General features: G+C 39.9%; 11 protein-coding genes. All 11 read left to right on the forward strand.

Annotated features, from left to right (window positions below; all coding sequences use genetic code 11):
- The first annotated feature begins 20 nt into the window (after positions 1–20).
- The 11 genes from ACUNWD_RS00300 to ACUNWD_RS00350 all read left to right on the forward strand — a co-directional run bounded on the left by ACUNWD_RS00300 (position 21) and on the right by ACUNWD_RS00350 (position 21,561).
- Positions 21–3,401: a TonB-dependent receptor gene (locus ACUNWD_RS00300; RefSeq protein ID WP_445585757.1), complete on the forward strand. Its 3,381-nt coding sequence runs from the start codon at positions 21–23 to the stop codon at positions 3,399–3,401.
- Positions 3,402–3,413: 12 nt separating this feature from the next.
- Positions 3,414–5,348 (forward strand): RagB/SusD family nutrient uptake outer membrane protein, encoded by a 1,935-nt coding sequence (locus tag ACUNWD_RS00305; protein ID WP_445585758.1) that lies wholly within the window; start codon positions 3,414–3,416, stop codon positions 5,346–5,348.
- 24 nt (positions 5,349–5,372) lie between these two features.
- A complete protein-coding gene (locus tag ACUNWD_RS00310; protein WP_445585759.1) occupies positions 5,373–6,665 on the forward strand; it encodes a DUF5013 domain-containing protein in 1,293 nt (430 codons plus the stop codon).
- 218 nt (positions 6,666–6,883) lie between these two features.
- Positions 6,884–10,459: a glycosyl hydrolase family 28-related protein gene (locus ACUNWD_RS00315; RefSeq protein ID WP_445585760.1), complete on the forward strand. Its 3,576-nt coding sequence runs from the start codon at positions 6,884–6,886 to the stop codon at positions 10,457–10,459.
- 51 nt (positions 10,460–10,510) lie between these two features.
- Positions 10,511–12,193, forward strand: coding sequence for a family 43 glycosylhydrolase (locus tag ACUNWD_RS00320; protein WP_445585761.1), 1,683 nt, complete (start codon positions 10,511–10,513; stop codon positions 12,191–12,193).
- Between the two features lie 142 nt (positions 12,194–12,335).
- Positions 12,336–13,292 (forward strand): family 43 glycosylhydrolase, encoded by a 957-nt coding sequence (locus ACUNWD_RS00325; protein WP_445585762.1) that lies wholly within the window; start codon positions 12,336–12,338, stop codon positions 13,290–13,292.
- A gap of 96 nt (positions 13,293–13,388) precedes the next feature.
- Entirely contained in the window at positions 13,389–14,318 is a 930-nt protein-coding gene (locus ACUNWD_RS00330) for a family 43 glycosylhydrolase (RefSeq protein WP_445585763.1), read from the forward strand.
- Between the two features lie 42 nt (positions 14,319–14,360).
- Entirely contained in the window at positions 14,361–16,643 is a 2,283-nt protein-coding gene (locus ACUNWD_RS00335; RefSeq protein WP_445585764.1) for a GH92 family glycosyl hydrolase, read from the forward strand.
- A gap of 41 nt (positions 16,644–16,684) precedes the next feature.
- Complete coding sequence (locus tag ACUNWD_RS00340; protein WP_445585765.1) at positions 16,685–17,791, forward strand: Gfo/Idh/MocA family protein; 1,107 nt, start codon at positions 16,685–16,687, stop codon at positions 17,789–17,791.
- Positions 17,792–17,825: 34 nt separating this feature from the next.
- Positions 17,826–20,111 carry a GH92 family glycosyl hydrolase gene (locus tag ACUNWD_RS00345; protein WP_445585766.1) on the forward strand — a complete coding sequence of 762 codons (2,286 nt, stop codon included), beginning with the start codon at positions 17,826–17,828 and terminating at the stop codon, positions 20,109–20,111.
- 22 nt (positions 20,112–20,133) lie between these two features.
- On the forward strand, positions 20,134–21,561 hold the full coding sequence (locus ACUNWD_RS00350) for a GDSL-type esterase/lipase family protein (protein WP_445585767.1): 1,428 nt from the start codon (positions 20,134–20,136) through the stop codon (positions 21,559–21,561).
- Positions 21,562–21,591 lie beyond the last annotated feature (30 nt).

Here is a 21,591-nt window from a genome sequence, read left to right on the forward strand (position 1 = left end):
ATGGCAAAATAATTAAGAGGATGAAAGTTTTTACCTTTATTATGCTGGTGCTTGTAGTTCATGTTTCGGCCAATTCGTATGCACAGAATACCAATTTGAGCTTGACAATGAAGGATGTTACCATTAAAGATGTACTTAGCCAAATTGAAGATCAAACCGAATATCGCTTTCTGTATAGCGATTCAAAAGTTGATGTCACTGACATTATAAACATTGATATCTCTAAGAAGTCAATTGATACAGTCTTGAAAAGGTTATTTCAGGATACGAATATCACGTATAAAATAGTTGATCGACAAATACTTCTGTTTGGAGATGATAGTTCGGTGGGAAGTCAACAGTCAAAAAAAGTTACCGGTACTGTAACGGACGATAGCGGTGTTCCACTTCCCGGTGTAACGGTTATTGTGAAAGGTACCACCAACGGTTCGATAACGAACACGGATGGAGTTTATGAATTAAGCTCTGTTAAGGAAGGTACTACTTTGGTGTTTTCATTTATGGGTATGAAAACCCTGGAAACGGTGGTTGGGAGCCAATCTACGATAAATGTTACCATGGCTGAAGAGTCTTTTGGACTGGAAGAAGTTGTTGCTGTTGGTTATGGTACGCAGAAAAAAGTAACCCTCACAGGTGCTGTGTCAACAATCAAAAATGAAGATCTTATCGTTACTAAAAACGAAAACGTAGTAAACATGTTGACTGGTAAGTTGCCAGGGGTTCGTGTAGTACAAAAGAGTTCTGCACCTGGTGCTTATGATACAAAAATTGATATCCGTGGTATGGGTGACCCATTATTTGTGGTTGATGGTATTCCACGTGATCAGGAATATTTCTCACGGATGAGTGCTGAAGAAATTGAGAGTGTGTCGGTGTTGAAAGATGGTACGGCTGCTATCTATGGTTTGCGTGCTGCGAACGGTGTTATTCTTGTTACAACAAAAAGTGGTGTAGCTCAGGATGGTAAAGTGGATATCACTTTTAATACCAGCAGTTCAATGCAGCAATTCCTGTATGTGCCAGAAGGCGTTGGTGCAATCGATTATATGACTTTGAGGAATGAGCAAAACTGGCAGGACTTTGGGAAAAACTATTTAGTACGCACAAATGCAATGTTTACTGATGAGCATTTTCAACCATACCTTGATGGAACGAAAAAGTCGTACAACTGGATGGACGAAGTGTTCAATAAAACAACTCCCCAGTTTGAGCACAATTTGAGTGTGAATGGTGGTAGTGAGAAATTGCGCTACTACTTTACTTTGGGATATTCAAAACAAGAAGGTTCATACAAAAGTGGCGATTATGAATCAGAACGCTGGAACCTTCGTACCAATGTGGATGCTCAAATTACTAAAAGATTAAGTGCCAGAGTTTCTTTAGGTGGTATTATGACTGAAACCACTCAGCCAAATAATACAGGCTGGACAACTTACAAACTTTCTTGGTTGGTTCGTCCTGATGCAGCTTTCTATGCAAACGATAATCCGGAATACCCTAATGGTGATACACAATATCTAAATGAAGGTGCCAATATGATTATACAAACCGATGCCGATTATGTAGGTTACAACTTAAACCGAAATAGAAGATTTAATGGTACTTTGACTCTGGAGTATGAAGTGCCCGGCATTGAAGGACTGAAAGCGAAAGGATCATATGACTACGCATTAAGAATGCCAGACTACAACAACTATAAACGTTCATATACCCTGTATCGTTATAATCAGGATACGGATACTTATTCACCAATTCAACGAAATACTCCTTCAGATATCACCAAAGGAATCAATTTCAACTTCGACACCAACATGCAGTTGGGGATGTTCTATGAGAATTCATTTGGTGATCATAATTTCAATAGTTTTCTTGTTTACGAAGAAACATATAGTAATTGGGACAGTTTCAGCGCCTACCGTGAGTTGATGATTGATTCTGAGTACTTGTTCGCAGGTGAAGATAAAAACCAAAGAGCTATTGGAGGTGGTGTAGGTGACCGTGCCAGCCAATCATTGGTTGGTCAATTAGACTATGATTTCAGTGGTAAATATATATTTGCTTTTAAATTCCGTTACGATGGATCTTCACGCTTTCCTGATGGAAGCCGTTTTGGTTTCTTTCCTGCAATTTCAGCTGGATGGCGTATGAGCGAAGAGAATTTTATGAAGGACAACTTCGCCTTTCTTACCAATTTAAAACTAAGAGGATCATACGGAGAAATGGGTGACGATAGTTCTGCGGGTAACTATCCTCCTTCTACTGGTTATAATTTGAATGGTAATGAGTTAGGATGGTTCTTTGATGGTACTTTAAATGGTGGTGTATCTGCTTCAAGTATTCCTAACCTCGATCTAACCTGGTATAAGATTAAGTCATATAACTTGGCTGTTGATTTTGGATTATTTGACAATAAACTAAGTGGTACATTTGACGTATACAGACGCGATCGTTCAGGATTGTTGGCAACAAGTGCTGCAGTTATCCCTGGAACCGTTGGTGCCAGCTTACCTCAGGAAAACCTGAATAGTGACCGTAACCTGGGATATGAAATGTCCATGATTTACAGAAACAGCTACAGAGATGTTTCCTATTTTGTGAATGGACAACTTTCTGCTACCAAACATCAGCGCACAGAATGGCTTGAAACACCAGCCAGCAATTCATACGACAAATGGAGAAATCGTACCAGCGGACGTTATTCCAATATCTGGTGGGGACAGGAATCCGGTGGTATGTTTACAACATTGGATCAGATACGTACATTTGAACTTCCTATGGGACAAGGTTCATTACCAGGAGACTGGTGGTTGGTTGACTGGAACGAAGATGGCGTAATTAATGGTAATGACGATCACCCTATTGCTTCTTACGGTTTACCTGTATTTAACTATGGTCTTTCGATTGGTGCCTCTTATAAGGGATTTGATTTGACAATGGATTTCCAAGGCGCTTATGGTGTGTATGTGCAATATGCTGAGGTACTTACTGAGGCTTTACCGTTTGGAGGACAAAATACACTAACATGGTTTCTTGACAGATGGCGTACTGCAGATCCAAATGCAGACTATTTCCATCCCAATACAGAATGGATTCCTGGACATTATCCTGTTACTGGTCATGACGGCCGTCGTACAGGTACTAATGGTGTTCAGAACGCATCGTACATGCGTTTGAAAACTGCTGAACTTGGTTACACATTACCAAAGAAATTGGTATCAAAAGTTGGAGTAAAGAATTTAAGGGTATACATGAGTGGATACAACTTATTAACGTTTACCGGACTTGAAAATGTTGATCCTGAACGTCCAGGTGCATCTGGTGGTGCTTCAACCAATTATATAGACTTCTACAATTATCCTGTAAACAGGACCTTTACAATTGGTGCAAGCGTTAAATTCTAAAAAATTACAATTATGAAAAAGAAATTTTTATTATACATAGCACTTTTGGGAACAATGCTTTTCTCATGCCAGGAGTTGAGTCTGGAGCCCAAAGGAATATTAGGAGAACCTGAGCTTTTTGGTAATGAGTTTGGTGTAAAGAAATATTTTTCAGGACTTTACAACTACCTTCCAATAGAAGATTTTCTTTATTATGGAACCAATTCTGGAAATGCTTACCGACCTGATAATTATTGGGAACAAGGTAAAAACAGCCAGGGAAATATGAGTGGGGAATTCTTTAACTCATGGGTAGGAGTTGATAACGATGGTTTTGGTTACTGGCCCTACGATCGCGTCCGTGATGTAAATACATTTATTCAAAATTTTCCTAATTATCAGGAAAAGTATACAGAAGAAGTATATAATAAATTACTGGGAGAAGCTTATTTCTTGCGTGCCTTCTTTTATTTCGGACTTGCTAAACGTTATGGTGGTGTTCCTATTATTAAAGACGTTCAAGATCCACTTGCTGAAGTTGAAGAGCTTGAGGTGCCTCGTAATACAGAATATGAGACATGGAAATTTATCTATGAAGATCTGGATTTTGCCATTGAAAATATGACCGGAACAAGTGAATCAGGCCGTGCAAACAAGTATGTTGCTGCGGCGTTAATGTCTCGTGCTATGCTTTATGCTGGTTCAATTGCAAAATATTCTCAATCTCTGGGATTTGAAACAGAAGCTGCAACGCAAGCTGGTTTGGCCGGAATGGATCCTTCGCAGGCAAATGAATTTTTCCAGTATTGTGTTGATGCAGGAACCATTGTTGAACAAGGACCTTATTCTTTGTATACTTCAGGTTATCCGGATAAGGCCGCTAATTTTGCAAAACTCTTTTTAGATCCTAATTCTTCTGAGAGCATTTTTATTAAAGATTACGATCAGACAGTTCCTCATAATACACGTTTACGCCATAGTTACGATGCATTGATGTGCCCACAGCCAGATATGTCTTCGTTTGTAGGTGCTGAAAGCTATCCTCCGCTGGATTTCATGGAATTGTATGACATGCCAGCCATCACGAATCCTGATGGAACTCCGGTACGTTTTGATAATCGCAGCGATATTAAAAATGATATGGAACCTCGAATGAAAGGTACTATGTATTTCGACGGTGATGAGTTGCGTGGCAAAACATTCAGCATACAAAAAGGTATTTACAGAAGTTTTGACGGGCCTGCAACAGATGCAGAAATGGGTAGTAATGCGGCTCCTGTGAACAGTGCGGATAATCGCATTTTAGGCGGTAGAGGCTGGACTACAGAAATTGATGGTGTTACCTATAATATTACCGGTGCTCATGGACATTTCGATGATCAGGGTGGTGAAAACAATTGCTGGGGAGCAGCTTTCGTTCGGAAATATGTAAATCCGGATATGGCTACAAGTGATGTTCGCGAATACAGAAGTGGTCAGCATTGGGTAGTATTCCGTTTAGGTGAAATCTATTTGAACACAGCAGAAGCGCTTTACGAATTGGGTAACAGAGACCAGGCTTTCAACTATGTTGAAATGATTCGTGAACGTGCAGGTGCAAAAGTGGTTCGTCCTGCAATTGATGTGACTACTTCAAACATAGGTACGGTAAATACTGCAAACTACAGTTATCAAATTGAAGCATCATTGCAATTCATTCGCGATGAACGCGAACGTGAACTTTATGGAGAGAATCATTGGTGGTGGGATCTTCGTCGTTGGAGAACTGCAGACCAGGTGTTGAATGAGTTCCGTCACAGGGTCCTTAGCTGTTACTTTGTTGCAGATGAAGGAAAATACATTTACCTGGATGAAACCAACCGATGGAACAGGAGTTGGACAGCTTCCAAGTCGTGTTATTACGAACCGATTCCATGGGGAGAAATTGGCAAGAATGAAAATCTCTTACCACAGAATCCACTTTATTAATTATTAACCATTGATACTAATATCATGAAGAAAATATTATATATAATTCTAGGAGTAATACTGGTGTCGGTTACTTCATGTATGAAGATCGACAACTGGGACGAGCCCGATGCACAAGTCAGCGGACGTGTGATTGACTCATATACAGGCGAAAATTTACTTTCATCACAGGGCGACTGGGGGATTCGTGTATGGGAAAGAACCTGGACGGAATCTGTTCCAAATCATCAGTCTCTGACTGTCAAACAGGATGGTTCATACAATAACAGTAAGTTGTTTGCAGGAACATACGACATGCTTCCATATGGTGGTCCTTTCTGGCCAGTTGATACAGTTAAGGGTGTGGTATTTGATGGAAGTGCACAACAGGATTTTACTGTTACTCCATATCTTCAATTAACTGATTTCGAGACATCATTGAATGGTTTGAAACTGACATTGAAATGTCGCTTAAAAGCGCCTATTCGTGAAGGACTTCCAAATCTTGTTGAGATCAAACCTTTTTTAAGTCTTACTACTTTCTGTGGAGCAACAAACTACATTAATATTGGTGAGTATAACAACCAACGGAAACAGATCAACAGATCATGGATCGAAGAAGTTGGAGATGTTGAGTCGAGTGATATTTACCGCATTGGACCTATGCCTGTGAAAGCTGGGTATACCTACTATGTGCGTTTGGGGGCTAACGTAAATGACGCAAACAGAAAATATAATTATTCAGAGATTATTAAGGTTGAAGTTCCTGCTGATGCGGTGAATGATCCTAATGAAGTTCCTGATAACTATCTTTCCAATGCGCAATGGCCATTTGCTCGTTCTGAATGGGATGGCAATCGTTGGGGCAACCTGTCTGGTGGATGGATTACCAATGAAGCGATGCGTACCCGTGATGGAAGAGGTGGATATGATGGTGGCTGGGAAGGTCCGGACAATGACAAGCAAAGCCTTGGTTTTGAACGTTGGGGTGAAGGAGAAACTGCTATTGTAAACGGTAAATTGTATCAAACAATTGATCTCCCTGCTGGTGATTTCAGGTTTACTTTGAGTATGGCCGGTGAGAATCCGATCATTAGCAATAATGGTGACGATCCAAGATACATTGTTGCTGCAGTTGGGGAAACAGTTCCTGACATTGAGAATATTGATTCTGCATTGGCTTCTGCATCGTTCCAGGATCTTGGAAACGACGGATCAAGAAGTATTGAATTCTCTTTAGACGCTCCTGCCAAAGTTTCTGTTGGTTTTGTAGCCAGCTTTACTGGTACAGAGCAAAATGTGAGACCTTCATGGCTTAAACTCGAAAAGCTTGATTAGAACATAAGAATGAGGCTACTGGAAAAATTATCCGGTGGCCTTATTCTATTTAAGATCGTTTTAGTGATTAAGTTCAAATCGAATAAAGCATGAATACACAACCGTTGGGTTCATGCTTTATCTTTTTTCTTCGATGACTTTTTCTTAAGGTTTTGTAGAAACCTTTAACCACTATGTTTGGCAATGAGTTCAGAAATACTTTCCTGATTATAATTACTATGAAAACAATACTACCTGAATTGACGAAAAATATAAAACACTTTAAAATTTTTACAGCATTCATATTTGGAATGCTGCTTCATAGTTCTTTAGTTGCCCAAAATTGGCAATTAATAGAACCTAAATATCCAACAATTGATGATGTTGTAATCGCGTATTCAGTTGCCGATTTTGGAATTACAGGCGATGGAGTGACAGATGTGACTCAGGATTTTCAGAATCTGTTAAACCAGCTGAGTGAAATAGGGGGAGGCGTTTTGTTTGTCCCCGAAGGAAAATATGTTGTAAAAGGAAACTTGTTGCTTCCTAAAGGTATTACCTTGCGTGGTGAGTGGAAGAAACCTGTAAAGGGTGAGCCAATTGTTGGTACAATTTTGATGGCCTATGCAGGCAGGGGCCAAGAGGACGGAACGCCCTTCATTACTATGGAAACCTCTGCCGCTGTCATGGATTTGGCTATTTGGTATCCAGAACAAACCCCTGGTAATATTACTCCATATCCACCCTCTGTGGTTTTTGGAAAACCCAATTATTTTGGCAATGAATTTTGTAATGCAAAAAATATAACGCTGGTAAATTCGTATGCCGGCATCGTTTTTTCTCGTAAAAATGGAGGAACCTGTCCCACAATAAATGGAGTTTACGGAACGCCTTTGTTTAGGGGAGTTGAAATTGACAACATTGTAGATGTCGGTCGTATTGAATGGATTGATTTTTCTCCCGATTATTGGTCCGGTTCAGGACTGGAGAATGCTCCTTCAAAAGGAGGTGATCATGAAAACTGGATTTATGAGAATGGCACTGGCATCGTGATGAGACGCAACGATTGGTCATATACTTGCTTTGTCAATATTGGTGGTTATAACAAAGGCTTTCATGCTGTGGAGTCAATTACCAGTCCGGGAGCCCAGCCCAACGGGCACAATTATTCCATGACATTTACCAACTGTAAGACAGGTGTGGCAATTAGCGGCGCCAACTCTGTTGGTTTGATGTTTACTGGAATTAAAACAATGGACTGTGAAACTGGAATAGGCATAGCAAAAGATGCTTCGGGCGTGGCTCAATTTCACACTTGCGAGTTGGACGCTACTAAAAATGCAATTGCTGTAGATGAAGCGGCCAGCACTCGTTTAATGTTTTTGCAATCTGAGATTAATAATGGCTCGGTTGATGTTAGAGGTGGCACATTTACAGTAACTGACTGTGATTTTAATAACCTGGCACCCCAAATCAGTATAAAGAAAAATGCAAAAGCCATTATTACCGGTAATCGCTTTGCACAGGAGGTACAGATTGAAGAAGGTTCAATTTTTGAAAATATTATTGATCATACGCCGGTTACTATGAATCAGATGCCGGAAGTCGTTAAGCTGAAGCCAGAAACACATAAACCCCTTCGTCTGGAATTGTATTTGGCAACAGACTCACCTTTTAATGCAACTGGAAATGGTTATACCGATGACACGGATGCAATCCAGTTGGCACTGGATCAGGCAGCAACCGATGGTGGAGGAATTGTTTTTCTTCCTCCCGGAAAATATAAAGTACTTGGAAATTTAGTAATCCCGTCAGGTGTGGAATTGAAAGGTGCGGTGGATGTTAGCACGACTCCAACAGGCCCGGGAAGTGTTTTGGAAATTTATGATGGAAGAAACAACCCTGATGCAGAACCTTTTATGAAGCTATCTGAAAATAGTGGAGTTCGGGGCATTGTATTTAACTATCCTGAACAGGTATCGACCGATTTGCCAAATATTGCAACGTATCCGTATTGTGTGCAGGCCACCGGGAGTGATACTTATATGATTAACATTGGGATGCGTGGTGTTGATAAAGGAGTTGATCTGTTCACACATCCATGTCATAATCATTATATCGATTTTCTTGCCGGGCATGCTTTCAATATTGGCATTCGTGTAGGTGGTGGTACCATGAATGGTAAGATTTATAATACTCAATTTAACGTGATTGCTTATGCTTGTGGAAGTGAGTCGAAATATGGAGGTTGGCCGAACTCTCCAGATGCAGGAAATTCAGCGGCTTATGATTATGGCTTTGATCATTTCAATTTTATGATTTTAGGTGATTGCCAAAACCAGCTTTTATACAACGACTTTCATTATGGATCACATAATGGGTTGGAGTTAACATCGGAAGATGGTATTGGTCCTTCAGGAATGAGCATTGGTTATGGAATAGATGGTTCAAGAAATGCCTTAATTGTGGATGGTGTTGGCAATGGAGGATTTGATTTTATCAATTCACAGATTGTTTCTATTGGTGATCAAAATACCAAGTATATTCATGCAACAGCTGGATTTAGTTCTGAAATTAATTTTTTCAATCTTGATTTATGGGGAAATCCAACCCAGGGAATTCTGCAAGAAGGGGGAACCTTGAATTTTCAGCAGGCTAATTTTAACCAACCGGGACAACAACGTCTGGCAACGATTACAAATGGAACGCTGAATATTGAAAGTTCAGCAGTATGGCCAGTTAATAATTTGCTTACTTATGGTACAGAATCTCATTTGTCTATTCATTCTTCGATCGTTGATCCATCTGGAATAACAAAAGGGAATTGTGCATTATGGGAGAATAATTTGAGCAATGCACCAGTTGTTTCAACGGCTTCAGCAATTAGCCGGAATTCATGGACGGTTTCTGCGTCAACAAATAATAGTGCTGTTCATAATGCAGTTGATGGTTTTGCTTCCAGTCGATGGGATACCAACGGATCACAGCAACCAGGGCAATGGTTTACTATTAATTTCGGAAAGCCTGAAAAAATTGAGCAAATCTTGCTGGATGTGGTTGCGAGTCCTTCGGATTCACCTCAGAAATTTGACTTTTTAGTTTCTGATAATGGAACTGATTGGTATGGGCCAGCTGTTTCCGGATCTGGTGCAGATGTAATGACAATCATTAGCTTTCCTACAACTACGGTTCAATATGTGCGGGTGGTTCAAACCGGAGCTAAAGGTAACTGGTGGTCCATGCATGAGGTGAACGCTTTTGGAGATGAATCTGCTATTAGCTTGGATGGCATCTCTTTGGAGACGGATAAAATTAGCTTGGCTTTTGACAGCACTTATCAGATTAATCCGACTATTCTGCCAGCAGATGCTGATAATAAAACAATCTTCTGGAAATCCAGTAATAATTCTGTGGCTACTGTGGATGAGATTGGTTTGGTAACAGGAGTTTCGACCGGGACTGCAAAAATTACTGCAATTACAATGGATGGAATTAAAAAATCGTCATTACAAGCTTATGTGAGTGAGGACGGAACTACTTCCGCAGGTATGTTGGCTGAAGCAGATTTTGGTTTGAACTTGTATCCAAATCCTGCTGAGTTTAATGTAAATCTCAGTTTCAATCTTGAAACAACAGAAAATATCTCGCTCAATTTGATGAATATGAATGGTGTTTGCATAAAGTCCGAATCTGTGAATGCAAATGCTGGTTTTAATCAAATTGGCTTTAATATGGATGGAGTTTCTCCTGGAGTATATTTCGTCAGTTTAGTTTCTGAAAATGGAAATCAAACGAAGCGATTGGTCGTAAGGTAGCAGGATTTAAAGGAGATACTAAAAATGAAATTGCATAATAAATTACATCATATGGTTAGTTTTTCAGGGCTGTTAACCATTAAATTGGGAACGACCTTGATATGTTTAGTTTTAGTTATTTATTCTCAAGCACAAAATCCATTTGTGCGAAACATTTACACAGCGGATCCATCGGCTCATGTTTGGGCTGATGGCCGTTTGTATGTGTATCCATCTCATGATATTGCTCCACCACGTGGTTGTGATTTAATGGATCAGTATCATGTTTTTTCAACTGACGATATGGAAAACTGGACTGATCATGGAGAAATCCTAAGGGCTGAGGATGTGGATTGGGGAAGATCTGAAGGTGGATTTATGTGGGCACCGGATTGTGCTTTTAAAGACGGAACTTATTATTTCTATTTTCCGCATCCTAGCGGGGATGAATGGAATAGTACATGGAAGATTGGTGTTGCAACCAGTAGCGAGCCGGCTGCAAATTTCGCAGTTCAGGGATATATTGAAGGACTGAAATCGATGATTGATCCGTGTGTGTTTGTGGATGATGACGGGCAGGCCTACTTCTATTATGGTGGTGGAAATCATTGTGAAGGGGGGAAGCTCAAAGAGAATATGATGGAAATTGACGGACAAATGCAGGAAATGCAGGGACTGGTTGATTTTCATGAAGCAACCTGGGTGCATAAGCGTGACGGCGTTTATTATCTGTCATATGCGGATAACAATTCAAGTGGTGGAAACCAAATGCGTTATGCAACCAGTGATCATCCTTTGGGCCCATGGACATCTCTGGGAGTATATATAGAACCAACCGGAAGTTCGACAGATCACGGGTCAATTGTTGAATACAAAGGACAATGGTACGCTTTTTATCACAATAGTTTGCTTTCCGGGGATGATTGGCTGCGTTCAATTTGTGTGGATTCGTTGTATTATAACGAGGACGGCACAATTCAGATGGTAGAACAAACCCGAGAGCATGGTACAGCATATTTAGATCAAGCTCACTCCATTCCGGGAATAATTCAGTTGGAAGATTTCGATGTAGGTGGTCAGGGGATTGCTTATAGTGATAAAGATGAGCAGAATGCTGGCAATTCTTATCGCGAATCTGAAGGTGTGGATGTGGAAGAGAATAGCTCTGGAAATTACAATATTGGTTTTACTAATGGAGGCGAGTGGATGGAATATACGGTGAATGTAGCAGAAACAGCCAACTATCAAATGCAGCTTGCTGCCGCATCACCGGATGGCAATTGCAGTGTGCACCTAAAAGTAGATGGGGAAGATGTTACCGGGGCGATTTCTATTCCAGCTACGGGTGGTTGGCAAACTTACCAAACCTTTTCGTCGGGTTCATTTGTAATAGAAGAAGGCAAGCACATTATTCAGTTTTTTGAAGAGACCGGCGGATTCAATGCCGATAAAATGACTTTTATAAAAACAGGTGCGGTTTCGTCCAACGAACTTAGCAATCCAAAAGTGGACTTTCGTATTTATCCGAATCCAGCAACGAAAGTAGTGCAGATTCATTTTCCAGCGTCTGATTCGGGAAAATTATGGATAGATATCTATTCTCTAACAGGATTGAAAGTTCGCAGTTTCTCAAAAATGAATATTGACAGGAATGAAACTGCATCAATCGATGTTCAGGGATTAAAAACCGGAACTTACTTTTTGCGAGCCAAACTGGGTACAACCAATTATTCTAAAAAGCTAATTATTCCATAGACCTGAAATTTTGTGCAAAATTTTGACCGCATTTAGTCAAAATTAATTCTCTTGTTAAGCGGCTACTCTTTACTTTGACTGATCAAGTTGATTGATTAATGTGGTCTTTCAGTATTAATTATTCAATTGTAAAATTATTAAAATGACTAATCAAATTTCAAAAACACAATCAGTGATTTTTATTATACTGATTTCAGTATGTAGTGCCTTGTCTTCATACGCTCAGAAAAATCCATTTATCACTCATATGTATACTGCCGATCCTTCTGCTCATGTATGGAAAGATGGTCGCTTATATGTATACGCATCTCATGATGTTGATCCACCTCGTGGTTGTGATTTAATGGATAAATACCATGTTTTTTCTACAGATGATATGGTAAACTGGAAAGATCATGGTGAATTTTTAAGCTCCGATGATGTGGAGTGGGGACGACCAGAAGGTGGATTTATGTGGGCACCTGACTGTGCATATAAGAATGGAAAGTATTATTTCTATTTTCCTCATCCAAGTGATTCTAAATGGAATGATTCCTGGAAAATAGGCGTTGCGGTTAGTAAGCACCCTGCTAAGAAATTTAAAGTTATGGGATACATCAAAGGGCTGAAATCAATGATTGATCCTTGTGTATTTATTGACGATGATGGTCAGGCTTACCTATATTATGGTGGTGGCGGTAAATGCGAAGGTGGCAAATTGAAAGATAACATGATGGAAGTTGATGGTGAGATGAAACCGATGGAAGGCTTGGTTGATTTTCATGAGGCAAGCTGGGTGCATAAACGTGATGGTGTTTATTATTTGTCGTATTCAGATAACCATGATGAAGGTAACGACAAAGAAGGTGTAAAAGGTGATAATCGAATGAGATATGCTACCAGTGATAGTCCGCTGGGACCATGGAAACCTCAGGGTATTTATATGGAACCAACAGATAGTTACACCAACCATGGCTCAATTGTAGAATACAAGGGACAATGGTATGCATTTTATCACAACAGTTCTCTTTCAAATCACGATTGGTTGCGATCAATTTGTGTAGATAAACTATACTATAATCCGGACGGAACAATCAAAATGGTAAAACAAACTAAATAGTAAATCTCACCAGCCAGACTTAAAAGCTTCTCTGTTGGATAAGGCTTCAGGTTTAGTTGGTATTTTATTTCAGAAATTAATAAAACTAAATAACCGATGAATAAAATTTCCCGACTGTTAGCTGTATGCATTCAAGCATTGTTTATGATCTTTTCTATTGGCGTTTTTGCGCAAGAGAATCCTTTTATTACTCACATGTACACGGCTGATCCATCAGCGCATGTGTGGAAAGATGGTCGTTTGTTTGTATATGCATCACATGATGTTGATCCACCTCGAGGATGTGATTTGATGGACAAATACCATGTTTTTTCAACCGATGATATGGTTAATTGGAAAGACCATGGTGAAATTTTAAGTTCAGAGCAGGTGGAATGGGGACGTCCGGAAGGAGGATTCATGTGGGCCCCTGACTGTGCGTATAAAGATGGTGTTTACTATTTCTACTATCCGCATCCCAGCGGAACTGATTGGAACAATACCTGGAAAGTTGGTGTCGCTACCAGTAAAAAACCTGCTAAGAATTTTAAAGATCAAGGGTTTATTGAAGGCGTTGGTGGTTTTGCAATGATTGATCCTTGTGTATTTATTGACGATGATGGTCAGGCTTACTTTTATTATGGTGGTGGAAGTAAATGTGAAGCTGCCAAGTTGAAAGACAATATGATGGAATTGGATGGCAAACTGCAACCGATGGAAGGATTGGAAGATTTCCACGAAGCAGCATGGATATTCAAAAGAAAAGGTATTTATTATTTGACTTATGCCGATAACAATCGAGGAAATAATCAACTTCGTTATGCGATGAGTAAAAATCCATTGGGCCCATGGGAATACAAGGGGATATACCTTGAACCAACAGGATGTGACACCAGCCATGGCTCTGTTGTGGAATACAAAGGACAATGGTATGCTTTCTATCACAACAAATCAATTTCAGGGCAGGGTAATCTGCGCTCCGTTTGTGTGGATAAGCTGTACTTCAACGAAGATGGTACAATTCAAACCGTTATTCAAACTAAATAATACCATAAACAAAAAGGAATAATACCCGGAAAAACCGAAGAAATGGACTACCAAAAGATTTGTAAAAATTGTTTATACGCAGTGGTTATTGCATTTTCATTTGCAATATCGTTGAGCAGCTGTTCCCCAAAGCAAACTTCTCAGGAAACAAAACAACCGGTCGATTATGTGGATCCATTGATTGGATCTGGCGGACATGGACATGTTTTTGTTGGTGCAAATGTGCCGTTTGGAGCTGTTCAGGTTGGGCCAAACAATATTTATAAAGGATGGGATTGGTGTTCCGGATATCATTACTCTGACAGCTTAATTATTGGTTTTTCACAACTTCATTTAAGTGGAACCGGTATTGGAGATTTGGCAGACGTGTTAATTATGCCTTATACCGGGGAAATTAGAACCGATAAGGGGAAGCAGGAATATCCTCATGGAGGCTATTTGTCAACGTTTAGCCACGAAAATGAAGAGGCAAAGCCTGGGTATTATTCTGTTAAAATGGATAATGGAGTAAAGGTTGAACTCACGGCATCCGAGCGTGTAGGATTTCATCGCTATTATTTCCCTAAAAACGAAGAAGCAAACATCATCATCGATTTGAAAGAAGGAATTAACGACCGTTCAACTAAAACTACGTTGAGACAAATAAATGAGTATACTTTGGTAGGAACTCGTTTTTCTTCCGGTTGGGCAAAGGAGCAGCAAGTTAATTTTGCAATCAGAAGTTCTGTACCAATTGAAAGTTTTCGATTGTTTGAAAATGATGAATTATTGGATGGGATTAGTGCTGAGGGTGTTGCATTGAAGGGGGTTGTCAGTTTTGTTGAGACGCCTGAAAAAGTTGAATGGAAAGTTGGTATTTCACCTGTAAGTACAGTAAATGCGCTTAACAATATTGATTTTGAAATACCTGATTGGGATTTTGATAAGGTTGTTCAATCCGCAAGGGAAAAGTGGAATAATGAGTTAAGTAAAATAACTGTTGAAACCAGTAATGAGTCTGATAAGCGAATTTTTTACACTTCGGCGTACCATTCCTATATGCATCCTTCTTTGTTTAATGACAATAATGGCGATTACCAGGGGACAGATAATAAAATATACACAAATTCAGACTTCTCTAATTATACTATTTTCTCTTTGTGGGATACCTATCGTGCTGCTCATCCTCTATATACACTCACGCAACCAGAGCGGGTAAATGATTTTATCAGCTCGATGCTTGCAATTTATGACCAACAAGGTCATTTGCCCATTTGGCATTTAAATGGGTATGAAACCGGCACTATGGTTGGAATTAGCAGTATGCAGGTAATTGCAGAAGCATATTTAAAAGGATATCGGGATTTCGATGTGGAAAAGGCTTATGAAGCGCTTGTGAAAACAGCCAATTCTGATTTGAGAGGATTGAATTATTTACGTGATTTTAAGCCAATTCCTTCGGATGATAAAAGTGTTCATCGGGCAGTCGCTCAGGCTTTGGAATTGTCCATGTCTGATGGGAGTATTGCGTTGATGGCAAAAGCGTTGGGGCATAATGCGGATTATGAATATTTTACAAAGCGGGCTCAAAATTACAAGTTGTTTTATGAAAAAGCAGTAGGATTTTTCCACGGGATTAATAAAGATGGAAGTTGGAGTCGGCCTTTTGATCCGTTAATTTCAAAACACAACCAAGCAACTGATTATGCTGAAGGAAATGCGTGGCAGTATTTGTGGTTGGTTCCACAAGACGTTCCCGGTTTGGTCGAGTTGTTGGGAGGAGAGGATACCTTCAATGCGAGGCTGGATAGTTTCTTCGTACTTAAACCAGAAGATGAATCCGAGGTTTTGGTTGACCTGACAGGACTAATTGGGCAGTATGCTCACGGTAATGAGCCTAGTCACCACATAACATATTTATACAGCTACACTGGCCAGCAATGGAAAACGGCAGAAAAGGTACGCTACATTATGGACGAATTTTACCACGATGATCCGGATGGAGTGATTGGGAATGAAGACTGTGGTCAAATGTCTGCATGGTATGTTTTCTCATCACTCGGATTTTATCCTGTATTTCCGGCATCTTGCGAATATGTATTTGGAAGCCCCTTGTTTGATCATGCTGAAATTAAATTACCCGAGGGGAAAAATTTTGTTGTTGAGGTGGAAGGTAATAGCGATGAAAATATTTACATCCAGTCTGTTGAGTTGAATGGTGAGACTTATGCTAAGAATTTCATTACCCATCAAGATATTCAAAATGGAGGAACATTGAAGTTTGTAATGGGAGCAACTCCAAATGCCAATTTTGAAAAGATGTCAAAGAGAACTGCTATTCAGTAAGTTTTTGGGCTTGAAAGAAGTATCTTAGTCTTAAAAAAGTTATGAGAAAAAGTATCATTATTAGTGTTGTTGTTTGTCTTTTGCTTCCAATTTTTTCTACAGTTGCTAATGCAAAAGAACCTATCCGGTTGGCAGTTGCCGGGATGTCACATGGTCATCTTGGTTTCATTTTGGGAAGACCCGATAAAAGTGATTTCAAGCTGGTCGGTCTTTCAGATCCTGACCAGGAGTTAACAGAAAGGATTATCAGTCGATATAAACTGGATCCAGAAATATTTTATGCTGATTTAGAGAAGATGCTGGATGAGGTAAAACCAGATGCAGTTGTTGCTTTTGGCTCAATCTATGATCATTTGTCGGTAGTTGAAGCTTGCGCTCCACGCGGTATTGATGTTATGGTTGAGAAACCGTTGGCTGTAAGTATGAAACATGCATCCAGAATGCAAGAATTGGCCAAAAAGAATAACATTCAACTTTTAACTGATTATGAAACTTCCTGGTATCCAACAACGGCTCAGTCAATGAAATTGGTGCATGAGGATAATTTTGTAGGAAAACTTCGAAAGGTTGTCATTCATGATGGTCATAAAGGACCAAAAGAAATTGGTTGCGACAAATACTTTTTGGGTTGGTTGACAGATCCGGTTTTAAATGGTGGAGGAGCCATTGTTGATTTTGGATGTTATGGAGCCAATTTAATGACGAAATTGACCAATGGAGAGAAACCAATTTCTGTTACTGCTGTAACCCGGCAGTATAAACCGGATGTTTATCCAAAGGTTGATGACGACGCTACCATTATCGTTTCCTATCCGGAATCACAATGTATTATTCAAGCATCTTGGAATTGGCCTTTCAATCGAAAAGACATGGAGATTTATGGAGCTACCGGCTACATAAAAGCAGATAATAACCATGTGATGAGAATTCGGGGAGCTGAAATGAGAGAAGAAAAGAAGGAAACTGTTACAGCGGATGATGTGGCTGTTTATGAAGACCCATTTGCCTATTTCGCAGATGTACTGAACGGAAAAATTGAAGTGGAGCCTTATGGCCTATATTCCTTGGAAAATAATGTTCGTGTGGTCGAGATTCTTGATGCTGCAAGGCAATCTGCTAAAATAGGGAAAACGGTTTATTTGAAATAGTAAATTAACCTTGACTATCATACGATTAAATCTCATGAAACATATTTCATTATTTGTAATAGTAGTGTTAACTATGACTGGTTGCGCAAAGCAACCTGAGATCAATAATGTTGATTTTATTCGTCCGGTGATTGGAGCTGTAAAATATACAGATCAGTCGGATGATGTTCATGGTTTTGGGAAAACGTTTCCCGGACCTACTACTCCTTTTGGTTTGGTTCAACCTAGCCCCGTAACCCGTACTCGTGGTGATGAAAGTGGCTATGCATACAATCACACAACCATTGAAGGTTTTTGTTTCACTTCGATGAGTGGTGTTGGTTGGTATGGTGATTTGGGGAATTTTTTGGTCATGCCCACAACGGGGGAAATTTATACCAATAAAGGAGACGATGAGCATCCCGAACAGGGGTGTCGATCCCGTTTTACGCATGATGGGGAGGAAATATCAGCAGGATATTATGCAGTTAATTTAACAGATTATGATATTCGTGCAGAATTAACGACAGCCCCAAGAGCGGGGATCATGAGGTTTACTTTCCCTGAGAATGAACAGTCTCATATTCAAATTGATTTAGCTCGGAGACGGGGAGGTACCTCAACCGAACAGTTTATTCAGGTTGTTGACGACTATACAATTCAGGGGTGGATGAAATGCCCACCTGAAGGTGGTGGTTGGGGAAATGGCGATGGAAAGGCAGACTACACGGTTTATTTCTATTGTCAGTTTAGCAAGCCACTGGAAGATTTTGGAGTATGGAGTGCCGAGATTCCTGAAGACTGGGTGCGTAAAAATGAGGAAGTTCAAAGTCCAGAATATCAAGAGGTGATTTCAAAAGCGAAATTACTTCCTCAGGAAAATGAAATGCAAGGAAAACATCTTGGTTTTTATGCCAACTATAATACCAAGGACGGAGAACAGATTTTACTGAAGAGTGGGATTTCATTTGTTAGTATCGAAGGTGCTAAAGAAAACCTGGAACACGATATTGCTGACTGGAATTTTGAGCAGGTGTTGGCCGATGCGCGTGGACTTTGGCGCGATGCAATTGATCGGGTTAAGGTGACTGGTGGAACGGAAGCGGATAAAATCAAATTTTATACTTCTCTTTATCATACAATGATTGATCCTCGCGCAAGCTCAGATGTAAATGGGCAATATATTGGGGCCGACAATCAGGTGCATGTTACTGATGATTTTACTTACCGTACTATTTTTAGCGGTTGGGATGTTTTCCGTTCCCAGTTTCCATTGCAAACAATTATCAATCCGTCATTGGTAAATGATGAAGTAAATTCATTGATTCAACTGGCTGAATTGAGCGGAAATAATTATTATCCGCGTTGGGAATTACTGAATGCCTTTTCTGGTTGTATGATCGGAAATCCGGCGGTTTCTGTAGTGGTGGATGCCTACGAAAAAGGAATACGAAATTATGATATAGAAAAGGCTTTTCAATTTGCTAAAAACAGCGTGGACAAGTTTGGAAACCAACCTTTGGGATATACACCTAACAGCCTTTCACATACTTTGGAATATGCTTATACTGACTGGTGTGTAGGACGTTTTGCTGAATCATTAAATAAAGATGATCTGGCTGAAGAGTATTACAATAGAAGTACAGACTATAAAAACATCTGGGACAAGGATGTGAACTGGTTCCGGGCAAAAGATGCAGATGGCAATTGGATTCCCTGGCAAGGGAAAACGGTTCATGGACAAGGTTGTGTTGAGAGCAATCCTTATCAACAAGGATGGTTTGTTCCTCATGATATGGATGGTTTGATGAAGCTTCTGGGAGGAAAAGAAAATTTTAAAAGTGAGTTGCTGAATTTCTTTTCCAATACTCCTGATGATTTTCTTTGGAATGATTACTACAACCATGCAAATGAGCCGGTTCATCATATTCCATTTTTATTCAACGAAGTTGGTTTGCCGCATGAAACCCAAGAGTGGACTCGTAAAATTTGTGATAAAGCATATGGAACCGATGCTTTCGGATTATGCGGAAATGAAGATGTTGGACAGATGTCGGCATTCTATGTGTTGGCAGCAATAGGAATTCATCCAGTTTGTCCGGGTGATAACAAGTACGAAATTACCAGTCCAGTTTTTAATAGCGTTGATATTCAGCTCGATCCGGATTATTATTCTGGCAAAACTTTTTCTGTCATTGCCCATAATAATTCACCAGAGAATGTTTACATCAAATCTATCAAGTTGAATGGAAAACCGTTAAATCGATTTTGGATTCTGCATGATGAGATTGTAAATGGGGGCGTTCTGGAAATGGAGATGACCAGTTCCATAGAGAATTAACTAATCAAAAATAAGCTATAAAATGAAATCCTTGCTGAAATTATATACTCTGGTGATATTGTGTTTTGCGACAATGTCGGTAAAATCAATTACTCGTGTTGCATGTGTTGGTGCCAGTATTACAGAAGGAGCGTTCATCGAGGATAAGAAGCACTTTTCATTCCCTGGGCAGTTACAAACGTTGTTAGGCGATGATTTCACCGTGGACAACTGGGGTGTGGGTGGAACCACTATGATTAAAAAAGGCAATTTGCCTTATTGGAATACCAAACAATATCAGCAGGCTTTAGACAGCAATCCCGATATCATTTTTATCGATTTTGGAGGTAATGATGCCAAATTGATCAACCGGCCGTATTTAAACGAAATTGATGCCGATTGTCAGGAAATGATTGCGACCTTTCAGCAATTGCCTTCGCATCCGCGGGTGATTGTGTTGTTGCCTGTTGTTTCTTTCGTTAAGGATACAAGCGGTATTTGGGATCCGGTAATTTTGAAGACGATTAGTCCCGGATTAAGGCAGGCAGCATATGAAAAAGGAGTTGAAGTGATGGATATGCATCCTTTATTGATTAACCATGAAGAACTGATGCCCGATAAAATTCACCCGAATAAGGAGGGATCGGCAATTATGGCCAATCGCCTGTTTGAACTTATTTCTCAGAAACGTGATCAGAAATTTGACCTTTTTTCAAAGCTTCCAGAAAGCGAAGTTGAAAATTTCATGGGATATGAATGCATCGATTTCAGCTTCAGAGGAAAAAATGCAAAAGTAGTTAAACCTAAATGGTCAGCGCCGGGACATCCATGGATGTGGCGAATGCGATTTTGGGGGCATGAACCACAAACAGACATTGCATTGTTGGAAAGAGGTTTCCATTTGGTTTACATTGATCTGGCAGAGCTCTTTGGAAATGAGGAGTGTATCCAAATCTGTAATGATTTTTACAGCCTGTTGAATAAGGGAGGGTTGGCTAACAAAGCTACCTTGGAGGGAATGAGCAGGGGAGGTGTTTATGCCCTGAATTGGGCCGCACGGAATCCAAAATCAGTGAATGCCGTTTATGTTGACAATCCATTGCTGGATATGAAAAGTTGGCCGTGTGGATTAGGGCGACGTGATCCAAGTCCCGCAGAATTTAAAGCTTTCAAAAATGATTATAACGTCACTTCAAACGAACAGTTGCAGGCATTTAAAAACAGTCCAATCGACAAAATTCAGGAGATTGTAAAGGGTAAATATCCGATCTTGATTTTATGTGCCGATGAAGATGAGGCAGCTTTGCCAGATGAAAATACATTGCCCTTTGAGCAAAAAATTTTGGACGCTGGTGGAAAAATAAAGGTGATACATAAGCCAGGTTTTAAGCATCATCCGCATAGCTTCCCAAATCCCTCGCCAATTATAGATTTCATATTAGCAGCGACAAAAAGTAACAAACTACTATAATTTGAATATTCTAATGACAACCAACTTAAT

This window comes from Sunxiuqinia sp. A32, from assembly GCF_052690465.1.